This window comes from Streptomyces griseorubiginosus (assembly GCF_001514195.1).
GTDB lineage: Bacteria > Actinomycetota > Actinomycetes > Streptomycetales > Streptomycetaceae > Streptomyces > Streptomyces griseorubiginosus.
This window is the reverse complement of record NZ_KQ948734.1, coordinates 1,463,701-1,478,377: the sequence shown is the minus strand read 5'-3', so window position 1 is coordinate 1,478,377 and position 14,677 is coordinate 1,463,701. Positions and strand designations below refer to the sequence as shown.

Genomic DNA, 14,677 nt, shown 5'->3' with positions numbered 1-14,677 from the left:
GTGAAATAACCGACAGGACAGATAATGCCCCAGCTTGTCGACCGCGCGATGATGGAGTCGGTCTTCTCTCCGGAAAGGCTTGTGACCCTGGAGGAGGCGAAGCTGCCCCGGGAACTCCACGAGTCGGCTCGCAGGATCCTCACCGGGGTCGGCCTGCCGGACGACCGGAGTTCCTTCTTCGTGCTCGACGGAGCCCTCTTCGAGGGAGAGACTCCCGACAAGTTCCGCCGCTGCGCGGAGCTCCGTCACTTCTCCGACTACAAGGAGATGCCGGAGGGTTGGGAGAACTGGCTCGTCCTCGGAGAGATCTTCTACGACGCCGTTGTCCTGGACCCGCTGTCCGGGACCGTGTACTGCCTGCCTGACGGCGAGCCCGGCACCTACCCGATCAACCAGAGTCTCGACTCCTTCGTCTACTTCGCCTATCTGCTGGAACTCGAGCGTCCCAACTACGACTTCACCGTGTCCGACGAGATCCCCGACTCGGAGGGCGTCGCGATGTCGCTGCGAGAGAGGATGCGCCGAGCGGATCCCCTTCCGTTCGAAGGGGTCGAGCCCGCCTGGTCCGAGGAGTTCGACTGGGAGGCCGACGACGCACCTCGCATGCCCGCGTGGGATGTTGTTCTCTCGAACGTGTACGAGTCCATTGGTTAGGCGGATTCCTTTTATGACAGCCCCTGAAGACGGTGTTCGGCGCTTCGGACAGGAGGTCGCCGCTGACGCCTCTGGTCCGCCCACGAGCATCAGCAGGCTGGCAGGGGTGGCCGTGCCCCTGCAAGTCGGGCCGTACTTCATCACCGACGCAGATGACGCCGTGCGCCTCGAGGAATACGCGGAGGCCATGGGCCGACGAGTCGCACGGGAGTCGTGCGCGGACTGGGCGCGGCTCGGCTCCGACCGGGGGTTCGAGATCTGCGCCGACCGCGAGGGCGTCGTACACGCGGTACTCCTCGACTGGAACGAGGAGTTGAGATTCGTCAACGCGACCCCGGAGATGTTCGCCGAGTCGCTCCTCGTCCTCGACCAGGCCCTCGCCGCGATCCTCGGCACCGACGAACCCCGGGCGGCCTCCGCCGCGTACGCGGAGTTGGAGCAGCGGTTGCGGAGCATCGATCCGCGGGCGTTCGAGGGGCGCGAGCACTGGTGGCCCCTCGTCCTCGACGACATCCGGGACACCGCGAGCGCGGAGTGGTTCACCGCTTTCGAGATCGTCGACGGGCAGGGCGAGAAGCAGATCCTCACGCAGGCCGGCGACATCGGCGTCCACCCGGAGGAGCGGCTGTGGGCCCGGTTGCGGGCAGCGGGGGTCGAGCCCGAGCAAGTGCTGCGGATCCACACCGAGTTGGAGGCCTGCTTCATGCCGGGCCACTACTGCTCGCTGTGGCTCGGGCAGGTCTTTCCCGAGGCGCAGCTGACGCACAACTTCCCGTACGGCGAGACGGCCGAGTCCCGCGCCGAGGGCATCCGGCAACTGCGTGAGGCAGCGGCCCAGCAGCCGCAGTAGAGGGGAATCAGCACATCATGACCGCCGGTACGACCGTCACGCCCACCGTCCCGCCGGACATGGCCGCCTGGCCGCCGCTGGACGAGGACAAGCGGTCCGCGGGGCAGCGATTGTTCCACTGGGCGGCCGACGGCGAGGGGCCCCGGCTGTGTCTGGTGCGGGGCGCCGGGGGCAGCGGCAAGAGCGCTCTGCTGGCCTGGCTCCTGGCCGGGACCGTCGGCCGACCGGGGCTCACGATCCACGCCACCGTGCCGTCCGAGGGCCTGACCACGGAGACCTTCGCCTGGGAACTGGGCCGCCAGCTCGGCTACGGCGCCCTCTCCCCCGACCGCCTGCTCGACCGAGTCGGCGCGGACGAACGGCCGTTGCTGCTCCTCGTCCCCGATCTGCACCGGGCGGGAGCGGGCCCGGCGGACCTGCCGTCCGCCGCGCCGGAGACCCTGGTCGCGGAACTGCTGGAGCCACTCCTGGCCCTTCCCCACCTGCGCGCGGCCGTCGAGGTCGGGACGTCGGCGCTGCTGGCCACGCACAGCGGTGCCACTGTCGTGGACCTGGGTGAAGGCGACGGCCGGGACACCGGGCGGGCGTCGTACGCCGATCTCGCCGCCGCGGTCCCGCGTACCGCCGACGACCGCCCCGACTGGTCCCGGGCGCCCGCGCCGGTGCGCCGCCGCATCCTCGACGCGGCACTGCGCACCGACGGCCAAGAGACCGCCGTCCGGGGCCTGTTGACTGATCCAGGTTTCCTGGTGCACGGCTCCGCCGCCGCGCTCACGGCCACCCTCGCCGACGAGCGCATCCCGGTGCCCGGCCGGCTGCGCGAGGTGTGGCGACTGGCCGCACCGGAGTTGACGGCGTATCACGCCGACAGCGCCGAACGCGCCGCCCTCCTGCACTCCGCCGCGATCGGCACGGACCCGGACCTCGCCGAGTATCTGCGGCCGCTCGCCGCACAGCACTGGTGGTCCGCGGAGTGGGCCCGGCCCGCCCAGCCGGTGACCGCGCTGGCCCTGATCCCAGGCGAGGAGCGCTGGTTGATGGCGTCGGACGCGACCGGACGGCTGCGGACGTACGACGCGAAGGGCGGGACAGGGGCACCTCTCACCGCCTCGCCCCGCCTCCCCGACGAGGCCGCCGCCTCGCCCTCGGTGCACCCCCTCGCCGTACGACCGCGCTCCCTCGCTCCTCGCGACGCCCGCTCGGCGCTGCTGCTCGACGGGTCCGACGCGCTGCTGCCGCTTGTGACCGAGGACGACCCGACCACGGCGTTCGCGCTCGGGCGGATCGCCGAGCACCATGGCGCGGCGGCGCTCAGCGAGGAGGAGTCGCTGGTCACCGCGCTCGGTGGCGGCGGTGCCCGTAGCCCGTACGCTGTGGTCGGCGACCGCGGCGGCTCGGTGCATGTGTGGTCCCTGGGCGAGTACCAGGACGTACCGCGCTCCTGCAGGGTGCACGAACAGCCGGTCACGGCCGTCACCTGTGTAGACACCGCCGACGGGCTGACGCTCACCTTCAGTGCCGGCGCGGACGGTTCGGTGCGGCTGTGGGAGATCTCGGCCGAGCCGATGCCGGTGCCGGTGCAGCAGCGGCCGTACCGGACCACCGCGCTGGCCGCGGCGGACACCTCCGTCGGCCCGGTGCTCGCGGTGGCCTGGAGCGACGGCGGGGTGCATCTGTGGCACGTGCTGTCCGGCAGGATGCGGGAGTTGCCCTGGCTCCGCGTCTGCGACGCCCTGGCGCTGACCCCCGAGGGGTTGTTGGTCATCGGGGACGCGGAGGGGCTGTGCGGCGTACGGCTGCGGTGGGATGGGCTCTGGGAGGGCTGAGGCGGGTGTCGGTCAGCCGAAGGGGCTGTCGGTCGCGGTGACCGACGCCCTCGTTGCGCGGGCCGGTGTCGGGGCAGTGAAGGAGATCCCCGCGCTCACCAGCGTGGCCGGTTCGAGGAACTCCTCCTCCGCCTCGAAGATCTCGGTGGACAGGGACCACCACCGCCTGCGGCGTCCGGGGGAAGGCGAGCTGGAAGGTGGCCGTGCGGACGGCCGACATGCTCTCCCCCTCGACGCCGAACAGCGCCCCGTGGACCGTGACCGCCTGATCGGCCACCACGACCGCGGCGAGCCCCGCTGGCAGCGGGACCACCGCCTTGTGGTCGCCGTCCTTGCGCAGGACGAAGGAGCTGAAGCGGACCAGTCCTTCCTCGACCAGTCTGCCCAGAGCGGCATCGAAGCCGAGGGCGCCAAATCGCTTCCGAACCCGGACGACCACGACCCGCACCCGCAGTTCGGGGAGGCGGCGCCGGGTAATCAGAGGTGCTCGGGAAACCGATCGAGGCTGGCGACGCCCGCCTTCAGCTCGCCTGCTCACTCCGGCAAAGGGGCAGCACCGCCATCGGTACGCGCCACCGCCTGCACCATGAAGCCGACGGCAGGAGCCAGCACACCCGTGGCAGCGACCCACCACCGCCAAGCCCCACTGTCGGGGACGAGCAGCAGGGCAACCAGACATCCCAACGCCACCGTGAACCCCGCAACCCCCGACAGAGAGGCGGTCACGAGCCATCCGGCCCCGAGGTCCAGTGTCCGAACCCGCCGCTCGGTATCGGGGCGCGCAGCTTCGGTCAGTCCTTCCGCTACGACCTCCTCGGCCACCCGTACCGGAACGGCGCCGGGCAACTGCCACCCGTCATCGCTCACCAACTCGGCGAGTACGTCCCGGCCTCGACGCTGCATGGGATGCCAGAGCAGCCAGCCCCGCGTGCCGGAGAGCACTTCTCCGGCCTGCTCGATCCCCATCTTCGAGTGAAAGGGAATCTCCTGCCCACGCCCCTCCAGCACAAGGCACAGCAACCTACGCGTGTTCTCCCGGCGCTTCTTCTCATCCACGTCTTCGGGGCTTCCTGACGGAGGTACTTCGGTGTGCTGTTTCGTACCGGTGACGGTCACTCGCAGGGCGTGCCAGTCGGGGGTCACGGTGCGGGCGGGACGGTGGATGGCCTCGGTTCGCCATGCCCCGACGAGCAGGGCGAGGGTCACCAAGACCCACACGATCCCCAGGTCCCGCGCTGTGTCCGACTCCACAGCTCGACCGGCGAGTTGGCGCTTCACCTCGGAGAGCCGATCGTCACCGATGACACCGAGTTCAGGCTGCTCCGGTACGTACGCCACGTACAACTTGCTGCCGATGCCCTGACGCCGGTGCGTGGCGGCCTCGAAGGTGGCGGATACGCCTTCCTGCGGGGTCGTCGAGGGAATCAGGACGGTGTAGTCGGCCTGTGCGGAGGAGCGAGGGCTCCAGCCCGCGTCTTCGTGCTCGATCTTCACGATGGGCAGCCGTTCGATCACCGCGCCCGCCTCGGCCAGCACGGCGCTCGTACCTGTGCCGCGAGCGTCGGCGGCGGCCAGAGCCACCCACAGCGCCGCCAGCGTAGGCACCACGACCAACAGGCTTACGAGGCGCGCCGACTGCCGGCGGGCACCGCTCAAACGCGACGGCACCGCGGCCTCGCGGTGCCCCGGAGCGGCCGAGGCTGCTCGCACGACCCACCGGTAGGTATCGCGCCGGAACTGGTCGCCGTTACGCAGCGTCGCCGTCGCCCAGACCACGAGAGAAGTGGCAAGCGACGCCAGTGAGGACCACAGGACGACGGTACGCACCGGTGTGGCTCCCAGAAAAAGCCACGCGGTGATCAGCAGCACGAGGGTCGACGGGACGGCCAGGGTGACGAACCATCCGCACCGTGGGAAGTAGCGGGTGTCGGTCACGTCCTTGCTCATGGTCCATGCGCTCACCCGAACGCTCCATATCTCCGCTGATCAGGACGGTCCCGGAGAGCCCTGGCCTCCTCACCCGCATGCTCTTTCGCATCAGCGGCCGCGCCAGGACGGTCCTTTTCCTCCTCCGCGTTGGGATCACCGTTGACCGCGCCATCGCTGGACTTGGAAAGGTTGCCACCCGCCCCGAGACCGAAGCCGATGGGGACGTTGGTGGCCAGATCGCCCGTGAGACCGCGGGCCCGCGACAAGGACCGTCCGTCCGTCGCCCGGTGAACTGCGGCGCTTCCGGCCCCACCCGTGAGCCCTCCGGCCAGGGCCCCCAGCGTCATCTGTGAGGCGTCGAACCGGTCACCGTTGCGAAGGTTGTTGACGGTGTCACCGGCAACCGAGGAGAACGCTCCCAGCGCCGCGCCGTCCACCGCCGTCGCCACGACTCCTCCGCCGAGCCTGGACGCCAGATGGCCTCCCGCGAACGTGCCGCCAAGTGCGCCGATCCCACCGTTGTACAAGTTGCTCATGTACTCGGGCTTCTCGCCCGTGGCCAGGTTCGTCACGATGCCCGTGCCGGTCCCGGCGGCCCACTGCGCACCCAGTTCGACAGCGAGCCTTAGAGCCTTTTTGTCTCTCACGCACGTCCGGATGGTTTGGAACACACGCGCGGCAGCGCCCAACAGCCGCCCCAACCTCGTAGCCGCCTCCGCTGCCTGCGCCCCCAACCGCAAGGCGTTCGCTGCCCCAGCCGCCGCCGAGAACCCCACGGTGACAAAGGAAAGGAGGACGGACGCACCTACGGAGACACCGATCTCCAGGTAGATCTTGTGGATCTCGTCGTTGATCTCCTCGATGTCGTCGGCCGCCTCCTCCAACCCCCGCGCCGCCTGTGCGAAGAGCGGCAAGGTCTCCTCGACCCCTCGTCCGACCCGCTCCCAGTGCTCACGGAACGCCTCCGCGGACTCCCCCCGCCAGTGCTCGCCAAGACTCCCCCGAACCCGCCGGTCGAGGGCGGCGTGCGTCTCCTCCAGCTCCTCCCCCATCGTCCGCCACCCCTTGGCGGCAGCACGCAGCACATCTGGACGTCCCCCGGGATTCACGACCTCGATCCCAGCCTCGTAGACCTTCTCGACGACCCCCTCTCCGCTCACCTCTTTCCTCCCTTGAACAGATCGGCAAGAGCGTCGTCCGCTGCATCGGAGTTCCTCGCGTTGTCCCTGAGTGCCTGCCCCACCTCGTCGAGATGCCGGGCGAGTCCCCCCAGTGCTACGGCCATCCCGGCGGCCAACTCGACGTAGGACTCCGTCACTTCCTCCGACTCCGTCAGAAACCCGAAGCCGTCATGGATCTGCTCCGCGCCCGTCCTCTGCTGAAAACTCGTGACCGCGCTGGCCAGGTCGTACGCCCGCGTACCGAAGGCGTCCCCCAACGCGGCCAACTCTTGCGGCTGTAAACAAAAGTCACCGGACATGCGACGCTCAACCCCCCATCGCCTGAAGAGTCACGTCCTTCCACACGATGGGGGTAGATCAGCCTTGGTCAGCCCCGAACCGTGATTCAATCGCTCAATTGATCAAGAGCGATTCCGACGGCGCCCGTCGTGGCGCCCGTCCCTCCCGCTCCTGTCGCGACAAGCGTGGTTCCTCGTCTGCCGCCTCACTCCAGGCGTCCTCCCCGCCCTCGAGGACGAGCAGAACCTTTCGAACAGCAATGGAGAACGTCCCTTTGACCATGCCGCCGTACCCCGGCCCCGCTCCTGCCATCCCCGCTGTCACGGAGACCCTCCGAGCACAAGCCGCCCGCCAACGCGGCGGCTACGTCTACGCGATCGACCCGTACTTCGACGCCGACGGCGCTGTCCCGCCGTACGGGATCGTCGGCGGCTGGTCCGTCGACGAGGAGGGCCGGCTGGTCACCTTCAGCCACAACCCGAACTACCGGCCGTCCCCCGTGGCCCTGGAGTTCCCCGCTCCCCCGACCCCCCTGGACGCCGCCATGCAGAAGGCCGTGACCGGCTACGCGGGCGAGGCGGAACTGCTCGCCGCTTTTCGCGAGGCCACGCTCATGCTCTTCGCCCAGGAGGGACAGCAGGGCCTGTACACGGTCACCGAGGACGACGGCAGCCGTTACGTCCCCGCCTTCACCCACCCGACCCACACGCCCGACTCCTGGCACCAGTGGCACCACACCCAGGGCCAGCAACTCGCGGCCGCGGGCGTCCCGGTACGCCTCAATCCGGGACATCGCCTCAGCTTGACGATTCCGGCGGAGGCATTGCGGCAGGTGGGCGGCGGGTGACCCCGGTCATCTGAAGACGTGGCGTAGAGGACCCGGCCTGTGTGAAGCAGCCGGGTCCTTCACGAAGTTGGCGGCGTACTGGGAGCCCGTCGCGGTCATCCGCCCGAGGCGCTCGGAGAGGCCGCCCCTGACGTCGCTGCCGAGGGGGTGGCCGCGCACTTGAAGACCTGGCCGTCGAGATAATCCGTGGCGAGAGTCAGGGCAGAGACAAAGGCCTTGGTCAGCTCGTCGTCGAGAGTCCGCGCCGGGGGCGGCTCCTTCACCTCGATCTCGAGCATCGCGTGATCACGTGGCGTGTCACCCGGTATGGCACAGGGCACAGCCAGCCACGCCCGGTTCTGATGTACGTACCCCTTGGCGACCCGCACCTTGGTCCTCTCCAGGTATCCGGTGACCGAACCGACCTTGAAGGTCTTGACGGTGCCGGGGCCCGGGGACTTGTAGCGGTCGAGGTGTTCGAGGGTGTCCGAGTGAAAGAGGTAGTCGATCTCCACGGAGTGCTTCTCGCCGTAGATGTAGCATCTGCCGGCCGCCTTCCACTCCTTGGGTTCGAAATCGTGAGTCTCCTGAGAGGAAATGCCCCCATCTCCCGCGAGCGTCGGAAACGCCTTGCCACGGAGCTTGCCGTCGCACACGGAGGCGCTCCGATCGCCCGTCTCCTCGTCGCCTCCGCCGGTACAGGCGGATAGGACCAGTGCCGCAGTGACGAATGCGATGAGAGGCCGCGCCTTGCGTCGCCCCCCGGGGAATGTGCGTGCTACAGCAGAGCTGGGCAGTGTTCTGTTCTCCGTCCCATGGTGGAGGGGTGCCAAGTCCTTTACGTGGCGAGTCCGCCGATACCGAGGCGCAGACGCTCGGGACGGGGCGTTAGAGAGGTCTCTGTGGGCCCGTGTCACCGCCGAGGGAAAAGTCAGGCCGCCCTCGGTCACCCCGACTCTCGTGTTCAGGAGGGTGAAACCGCCGGGGCGCCGCACCCGTGACGAGCCGCCGACTGCTTCGCGAAGTGGGATAGATCCGCCCTCTCCTGCTTGGTGAGCGGGTCCGAGGTGAACCTGCGGTCGCTGCCCTCGATCGGCGACGCGTGGTAGTACCCGATACCCAGAGCGCCTTGGCAAGTGGCCGACGTCCAAGCCGTGGAGCTGTCGATCCCCGCGGGCGTGTCGTGGCCGCCGTACTTGCCATTGGACACAGCGGTGGACCTGTCACTGAACGGTCCGTATTCGGCACGCATCTGCAGGTCACCGACGAGCACACACTCTTCAACTGGAGCAACCGAAGCGTCGGTCTCCCTCACCTCGGCCGTTGAAGACAGTCCTTCGCACGTCCCGGAGGCCTCACCAGCAGGCTTGGTTTCAGCGGAAGCGGCAGGACTCTTCAGCCCACTCTCACTGCCGAATTTCGTCTTGCAACCCGTCTTTTCTGCTGCGTTCTTCGCAAGCTCGGTGACCGCGCGTGCCAAGTCGAGACGCGTGTCGGCCGTGTTGTCAAAGTCCCACACGCTCACTGCGGCAAGAATCCCGCTGCCGTCCCGACCGGTCCAGTTCGAACAGTTCAGGAGCACGGAGGCACCTGAATCAGCCGTGAACCCTTGCCACCCAGCCCCCAAGGGAACTGGAAGGACGTCGTCTATGCGTTGGAAGGTGTAGATCCCGTATTGAGTGGTCGCTTCGGCAGCTGTCTCGATATGAATGTCAGCATTACCGGCCCTGCAATGTGCCTCCAGATCGGCCGGGCCGGTCACATCACCGGAATCACCGCCACTCTTGAAGCCGGATCCGAACAGACTGAGGCGAGACTTTCCGGACAGGTCGAGAATCTCTTCCACTGGAAGCATGCCTGAACACACCTTGCCAACTTTCGCCGCAGGGTACTGGAGCCAAAAACCGTACCCTACAGAAAGCATCACGAGGATGACCACGACAGCAGTCAGGTAGCGGCGGGCCCGTGGGGGGATCCGTGACGGTCGACTGGATGAGCTACTCATTACTCGCCCTATCCCCTCTTCTGTGCGTAGCTTCTGGATTTGTCATTGGCGTACCCGTTGCCCGCTTCGGCGCCATTGTTGACAGCCGTGTCGATCTCGGCTTGATTCAGTCCACTCGAATTTTCCGCGACCGAGATGGTCGCTGCGTTTCTGAGCTGAGCCTGGACAGCGCTCTTGCTGGATTCCAGGTCGGCCCCTGAGGCGTACAACGCGTCGTCGGACGAGTCGCGCTCGAGGTCCGACACCACCATGTCGATCAGCTGGCCGCTGACATTCCCCGCGACTTCGCCCGCGACCGCTCCCCCCACGGGAGAGGTGATGGCGGCGGTCCCGACGCCGATCCCGATGCTGGTGATGCTCTTGCCCCAGTCGCCGGCGGAGGCGAGGTGGTCGTTGAAGACCTTGTCGCCCTCGGCGGACTCCTGCACGGCGGAATCCTGGCGACCGAGTGAGAGAATTCCGTCGACCTGCGCTCCGGTTTCGGAGATCTCGTAAATGGTTTCCTTGTCGGACAACCCGTACGCATCTGGGTGTGAAAGGTGATAATTCATCAACTCTGCGGAGTACTGGGTCTGCCCATAGCTGATCGCCGCGTATCCGTCCGGATCCTGCCCCACGGTGTACATGAACCGCGTGATGTCCCGCTCACTGAAGTTGGCGGAGACACTGTTCCCAAGCGGGAGGAAGTCTTCCTCGCTCTCTCCGTCCGGACGCAGTCCGCGGTAGACGTCCGGCATGTACTCAGCCGTCATTCGCCCCAGACTGTCCTGCATCCCGTCGTGCGCGAGTTCACCGTCGTCGGAAACGTCTTGCACGAGCTTCTGCATCAAGGCAGCTTGGTCCTGGTTGTGCGCCGGGGTGTCGGCCGAGGGGCTGCTGTCGTACGAGTGCCCGGTGACGGCGGACTCCAGGGCGTGACCGAGGTTGTTGTAACCGTTGGGGTTCTTGGGGTCACCCGTGTAACCCGCCCCTTCGGGCCAGTGCCGGTCCTTCATCAAGTAGTCGTAGTGGTCGACCTTTTCACCGTTGACGGTGGTCTCGGATCCGAAGAACTCGGTCGAGGCCTCCGGGTTGTGGCCCAGGGCGTCCATGTAGCCAGCCATCGGGTCGAGCGCCCCGATGTTGGTCGTGCCCAGCGTTCGCGGATACCCCCAGTAGGCATCCGGGTTCTGCCCGGCGTCGGCAGCGTTCTTGTCCGCGGTGATCAGCGCGTCGCCGTAGTCCTGGAGGAAGTCCTTGTCCCACTTGCCCTCGCTCATCAGGCTGCTGGTGAGCTGGTAGCCGCTGAGGCCGTACGGCGACTCGGTGGGGTTGGCGTTGAAGTCGCGCTGGCCCGCCTTGAGGAGGTCGTTCTGGAACTTGGTGATCTCCGGGTCGGGGCCGCCCTTGCGGTGGTCGTCCGACGTGGTGGCCGTGCCGATGGTCGTGCCCAAGTTGGCCTTGAGCTCCTTGAGTTGGGCCAGCTGCGCCTTGGAGAGCGTGGTGCCGGCCGGCGGGCTCATGAGCTCGTTGTACTTGCTGAGCATGTTCTCGCCGCCGGTCTTGACGGCGAAGTCCCGTGAGAACTCGGGGTCGTTCTTGTTGGCGGACAGGAGCAGGTTCAGCTTGGTGATCTCGGCGTCGGAGAGACGGCCCTTCTTGTTCATCAGCGCGGCTGCCTGATCGGCCTCCACGGCGTCGAGGGTCGTGTAGACGCTGGTGTTGAAGGACTCGCTGTCGCCGTTGGCGTCGCGCTCCAGGGCTGAACTGGCCGCCTCGTCGGCGGCGGTTGCCACCTCCAGGACCCGCGTCAGCCGGGAGACGAGCGAGTCCAGCTTCTTCTTGCGCTCCTCGGCGAAGCCCGGCGAGGCGGACGCGGTCGGGCTGTCCCACCGTGGGTCGACGTCCTCGACGCGGCCGTCGTCGGAGACCTTGTAGTGGTCGTCACGCGCCTCGTCGAGCAGGGCGTGCAACTGCTTCTGGGAGGCGGCGAATTCACCGTGCGCGTCCTGCAACAGCTTGCCGATGCGCTCCGCCTCGGTGGCGGCGTTCTCGTACTCCGTACGGGCCTTGCCCATGGTGACGAAGGCGGCGTCGGCCGCGTCCCCGTCCCAGTGGCCCTTGAGGTGGTTGATGACGCGCTGCTCGAACTCCCTTTGCAGCGCCTCGTACTTGGCCGGCAGAGCCGCCCAGGACGCGGCGGCGTCGGCCAGCGGGGCGAGGTCGGCCTTGTCGAGGTAGGGGATGGAGACCATGTGCGACTGCTCCTTGTGAAGGGGTTCCGGTACGACTCGATGGCGCACCCGGGTGCGGCGCCGCACCCCTGCGGCTCTCGCGCGTCTACGCCCTTAGGGCGCACCCGGGGCGGCTCAACTCACCCGAAGGGTGTGCTGATCGCGTTCTGCCGGGCCCGTTCCTCCTGCTCGGTGCGGGTGTAGTGCCCGCTGGTGGTGTGGAGCTTGTCGCTGATGTCCTGAAGCAGGCGCTTGAGGTTCTGGACCTGGGAGCCCCAACGGACGTCCATGGTCACCAGGGAGCCGGCAGTCGCCCAAGAGCCGCCCTCGGCCATCCCGCCTGCGGTGTGCTTGTTCAGACCGCGGGAGGCGCTGAGGCAGTCGTCGTCGGCACCGTTGTCGACGTTCTCGGTGTCACCACGCAGTTCCACGAGGGCGTTGGCGGCTTCGTCGAGGCGCTGGGTGTCGACGTTGGTGCCACCACCGCCACCGCCTCCACCGACGTCCGCGGGCACGGAGTTCAGCCGCGTCCGAGGAGTCCCGCTCTGTGATGCCCCGTCGAAGGGAGTACTCATCCCTTGTCCCATCCCCGTTGTGTCAGTGGTGGACATGCCCTTCCCTCACACGACCGCGGGTTACGTCGCACGCGTTAGCCGTGAGGTGCCCTTTCCGGCCGAACCGAAGGCTCGGCGCCTAGGCAAGGACATGCCAATCAAGCAGGCCGAACATACCGGATCTTCCTTTACGTGGACCAGCGGTCACCGAACCGTGAGACCCAGACGGCTTGACGGGCGTCTGCCCGCCAAGCCATGAGTCATCGATCGGCGGCTTACGCCACTTACTGCCGAGGCGGTGGAGCGGGCTGCTGGTAGGGATTGTGCTCTGGCGGAGCGGGCTGCTGGTAGGGGTTCTGCTGCGGCAGAGCGGACGGCGGTACGGACTGCGCATAGGCGACAGGACCGCTGGGCTCGACACCCCAGGGGCCTTGCGCCTGCACTCGACGACCGCTCTTGAAGAGCCAGAAGCCGCCGAGCAGGAGGAAGAGGGTGATGAGGGCTCCTACGGCCGAAACACCGACCTTGAAGGAGTCCACCCCCTGCGAGTACGTCTTCGGTGTGCCGTCGTCTCCGGGTCCGAAGTGCAGACCGGTCCCCGTCTCACCGATCGCCACCTTCTCCTCCGGAGTGAGCTTCGCCGCAGCCTGTAGTGCCGCCTCGGCATTGATCACCCCGTAACCGGTCTCCGCGCTGTATCCACGGGTTGCGTGTGAAGCGGTCCTCTCAAGGACGGCTTCGACCTGGCGCGGCGTGAGATCTGGGTACTTCGAGACGATCAGTGCGCTCACGCCCGCAGCCAGAGCGCAGGCAGTTGATGTTCCCTCACCGGACGTACGCCCGCTGGAGCGGGAATCCGCTTCGTTGATCGCGACGCCCGGAGCCGCGATGTCGATGTAGGAGTGCACGGACGAGAACGACGCGCGCGAACCGTCCTGGGTCGAAGCAGATACGGTGATGACGCCCGGGTAGGCGGAGGGGTACGAAATGGCGTTGTCATGCCCCGCCCGCTTGTCCCCCAGGTTGCCGACCGCACCAAAAATGGTGACGCCCTTCGACAGGGCGTAGTCGATGGCTTTCACATCCCCTACTTGGTAACCGCCAAAGGACTGCCTGGAACCGATGGACAAGGAGATGACATCGGCTCCGTGGTCCGTCGCGTAGGCGATTGCCTGCGAAAGCGCGTCAGGGTTGCTCAGGCGGCCGCCTTGGTAGTTCGGGTCATCCTCGTCTCGGATCACGCGTAGGCCGAGAACCTTCGCTCGAGGAGCGACGTCGAGGACACTGGAGGCCATCGCTGTCCCGTGCCCGCCGTACCACGGCTGGGACTTGTCATTGGCCTTGAGGAAATCCGGGCCTTCGGTGGCACGGCCTTTCAGCGCTGGATGGTCGGTGCGGATCCCGGTGTCAATCACCGCCACGGTGACGCCCTCCCCCTGACTGATGGCGTGGGCGGCCGGCACGGACATGGCGGGGAGTTCCCAGCCCTGGGGTGGAGCGGCGGATGCTGTGGTCGCCGTGCTCAAGGTCAGGGTCGCCGCCAGAAAAGCGCCCGTCACGATGTGCTTGCTCACTTCCCCAACACCGTCCTCCGCAGATCCTCGGCGTAGATGGCCGCGAGGGCCTGCGCGGTTTCCCTGTAGGGGTGCCGTTCCTCCCAGCCGATGAAGGTCCAGGGTTCAGGCAGCTGACCGACCGGACGTGCGGGGTCGGTGGGCCCGGTGGTGATGGTCACGGCATACGGCGAATCAGGCATGAAGACCTGTGCTGAAGCGCCTCCGATGCCCATCTTCTCGCTCCAGTCGGCAGCCTGTGTGCCAGGAACGGCGAACGGTCGGACAGTCGGCGCTCGATCAGAACCCGCGGCATCGCTCTGAATTCTCTCGATCTTGGAGTCCACGGCGTTTGCGGCCGCGGGCGAATCGGCTACGACCAGTCCGATGGTTGCGGCCATTTCGCCGCTCAAGTCGGTGTACGTCGCTCGGAGTACGACCTTGCATCCTTTGGCCGTCACATCCCTTGCGAGATCAGCGGTGAACGCCGCCTCGCAAGAAGTGTTCTTGGAAATCCCCTGACGGGCCCAAACGCTGGCATCGCTGCCAACCGTCTCGCTGGTGAGGCGAGCGGGAAAGATGTCATCGCTTTGCAGATTGTGCCACGCCTTGGGGATGAAAGCGTCGTTCGAGTTGCGCTCCTTGGAACTCTGAACGGTCTTGTAGACAGTCAGAGCCGTACCTAGGAGCGGAATAACCGCAAACAGGATCAGCAGGATCCCGAATACTTTGCGGGCTCCACCCTTCGATTTAGCCTGCGGCGTCGGCTGATACACCGACGAGGGCCCTCCCGAAGCCGGGTACGGC

General features: G+C 67.2%; 13 protein-coding genes. 4 read left to right on the top strand and 9 right to left on the bottom strand.

The genetic code is table 11. The annotated features are described in order from the left end of the window. Nucleotides 1–24: 24 nt before the first annotated feature. Genes AQJ54_RS06570 through AQJ54_RS06560 form a run of 3 tightly spaced genes read left to right on the top strand, consistent with a single transcriptional unit; the run spans nucleotide 25 to nucleotide 3,330 of the window. On the top strand, nucleotides 25–654 hold the full coding sequence (locus AQJ54_RS06570; RefSeq protein WP_062234722.1) for an SUKH-4 family immunity protein: 630 nt from the start codon (nucleotides 25–27) through the stop codon (nucleotides 652–654). Further along, a complete protein-coding gene (locus AQJ54_RS06565) occupies nucleotides 617–1,504 on the top strand; it encodes a nucleic acid/nucleotide deaminase domain-containing protein (protein WP_079069755.1) in 888 nt (295 codons plus the stop codon). Before AQJ54_RS06570 ends, AQJ54_RS06565 begins: the two co-directional genes overlap by 38 nt. A gap of 17 nt (nucleotides 1,505–1,521) precedes the next feature. Continuing rightward, nucleotides 1,522–3,330 (top strand): WD40 repeat domain-containing protein, encoded by a 1,809-nt coding sequence (locus AQJ54_RS06560; RefSeq protein WP_062234716.1) that lies wholly within the window; start codon nucleotides 1,522–1,524, stop codon nucleotides 3,328–3,330. 534 nt (nucleotides 3,331–3,864) lie between these two features. Here AQJ54_RS06560 and AQJ54_RS06550 read toward each other — a convergent pair. Genes AQJ54_RS06550 through AQJ54_RS06540 form a run of 3 tightly spaced genes read right to left on the bottom strand, consistent with a single transcriptional unit; the run spans nucleotide 3,865 to nucleotide 6,739 of the window. Next, nucleotides 3,865–5,292: a hypothetical protein gene (locus AQJ54_RS06550; RefSeq protein ID WP_248845307.1), complete on the bottom strand. Its 1,428-nt coding sequence runs from the start codon at nucleotides 5,290–5,292 to the stop codon at nucleotides 3,865–3,867. Further along, a complete protein-coding gene (locus AQJ54_RS06545; RefSeq protein ID WP_062234710.1) occupies nucleotides 5,289–6,419 on the bottom strand; it encodes a WXG100 family type VII secretion target in 1,131 nt (376 codons plus the stop codon). The genes AQJ54_RS06550 and AQJ54_RS06545 overlap by 4 nt, the downstream gene beginning before the upstream one ends. Then, entirely contained in the window at nucleotides 6,416–6,739 is a 324-nt protein-coding gene (locus AQJ54_RS06540; RefSeq protein WP_062026662.1) for a hypothetical protein, read from the bottom strand. The genes AQJ54_RS06545 and AQJ54_RS06540 overlap by 4 nt, the downstream gene beginning before the upstream one ends. Nucleotides 6,740–6,999: 260 nt before the next feature. Here AQJ54_RS06540 and AQJ54_RS06535 point away from each other — a divergent pair, with 260 nt between their 5' ends. Next, nucleotides 7,000–7,566: a type VII secretion system-associated protein gene (locus AQJ54_RS06535; RefSeq protein ID WP_248845320.1), complete on the top strand. Its 567-nt coding sequence runs from the start codon at nucleotides 7,000–7,002 to the stop codon at nucleotides 7,564–7,566. Nucleotides 7,567–7,661: 95 nt separating this feature from the next. On the opposite strand, the gene AQJ54_RS06530 is transcribed toward AQJ54_RS06535, so the two are convergent. From AQJ54_RS06530 to AQJ54_RS06505, 6 genes are all read right to left on the bottom strand, one after another. After that, nucleotides 7,662–8,201: a hypothetical protein gene (locus AQJ54_RS06530; protein WP_062234704.1), complete on the bottom strand. Its 540-nt coding sequence runs from the start codon at nucleotides 8,199–8,201 to the stop codon at nucleotides 7,662–7,664. A 308-nt stretch (nucleotides 8,202–8,509) separates the two neighbouring features. Further along, a complete protein-coding gene (locus AQJ54_RS06525; RefSeq protein WP_062234701.1) occupies nucleotides 8,510–9,484 on the bottom strand; it encodes a hypothetical protein in 975 nt (324 codons plus the stop codon). A 74-nt stretch (nucleotides 9,485–9,558) separates the two neighbouring features. Continuing rightward, nucleotides 9,559–11,784: a DUF6571 family protein gene (locus tag AQJ54_RS06520; RefSeq protein ID WP_062234698.1), complete on the bottom strand. Its 2,226-nt coding sequence runs from the start codon at nucleotides 11,782–11,784 to the stop codon at nucleotides 9,559–9,561. A 119-nt stretch (nucleotides 11,785–11,903) separates the two neighbouring features. After that, a complete protein-coding gene (locus AQJ54_RS06515; protein ID WP_248845306.1) occupies nucleotides 11,904–12,338 on the bottom strand; it encodes a hypothetical protein in 435 nt (144 codons plus the stop codon). Nucleotides 12,339–12,601: 263 nt separating this feature from the next. Further along, nucleotides 12,602–13,891 (bottom strand): S8 family serine peptidase, encoded by a 1,290-nt coding sequence (locus AQJ54_RS06510; RefSeq protein WP_062234692.1) that lies wholly within the window; start codon nucleotides 13,889–13,891, stop codon nucleotides 12,602–12,604. Beyond that, on the bottom strand, nucleotides 13,888–14,646 hold the full coding sequence (locus AQJ54_RS06505; protein ID WP_062234689.1) for a hypothetical protein: 759 nt from the start codon (nucleotides 14,644–14,646) through the stop codon (nucleotides 13,888–13,890). Before AQJ54_RS06505 ends, AQJ54_RS06510 begins: the two co-directional genes overlap by 4 nt. Nucleotides 14,647–14,677 lie beyond the last annotated feature (31 nt).

Excerpts from the sequence above, each read along its gene's own strand:
- AQJ54_RS06570 (WP_062234722.1), top strand. The coding sequence starts at position 25 with ATGCCCCAGCTTGTCGACCGCGCGATGATGGAGTCGGTCTTCTCTCCG.
- AQJ54_RS06565 (WP_079069755.1), top strand. The coding sequence starts at position 617 with ATGTTGTTCTCTCGAACGTGTACGAGTCCATTGGTTAGGCGGATTCCT.
- AQJ54_RS06560 (WP_062234716.1), top strand. The coding sequence starts at position 1,522 with ATGACCGCCGGTACGACCGTCACGCCCACCGTCCCGCCGGACATGGCC.
- AQJ54_RS06540 (WP_062026662.1), bottom strand. The coding sequence starts at position 6,739 with ATGTCCGGTGACTTTTGTTTACAGCCGCAAGAGTTGGCCGCGTTGGGG.
- AQJ54_RS06535 (WP_248845320.1), top strand. The coding sequence starts at position 7,000 with ATGCCGCCGTACCCCGGCCCCGCTCCTGCCATCCCCGCTGTCACGGAG.
- AQJ54_RS06520 (WP_062234698.1), bottom strand. The coding sequence starts at position 11,784 with ATGGTCTCCATCCCCTACCTCGACAAGGCCGACCTCGCCCCGCTGGCC.
- AQJ54_RS06515 (WP_248845306.1), bottom strand. The coding sequence starts at position 12,338 with ATGAGTACTCCCTTCGACGGGGCATCACAGAGCGGGACTCCTCGGACG.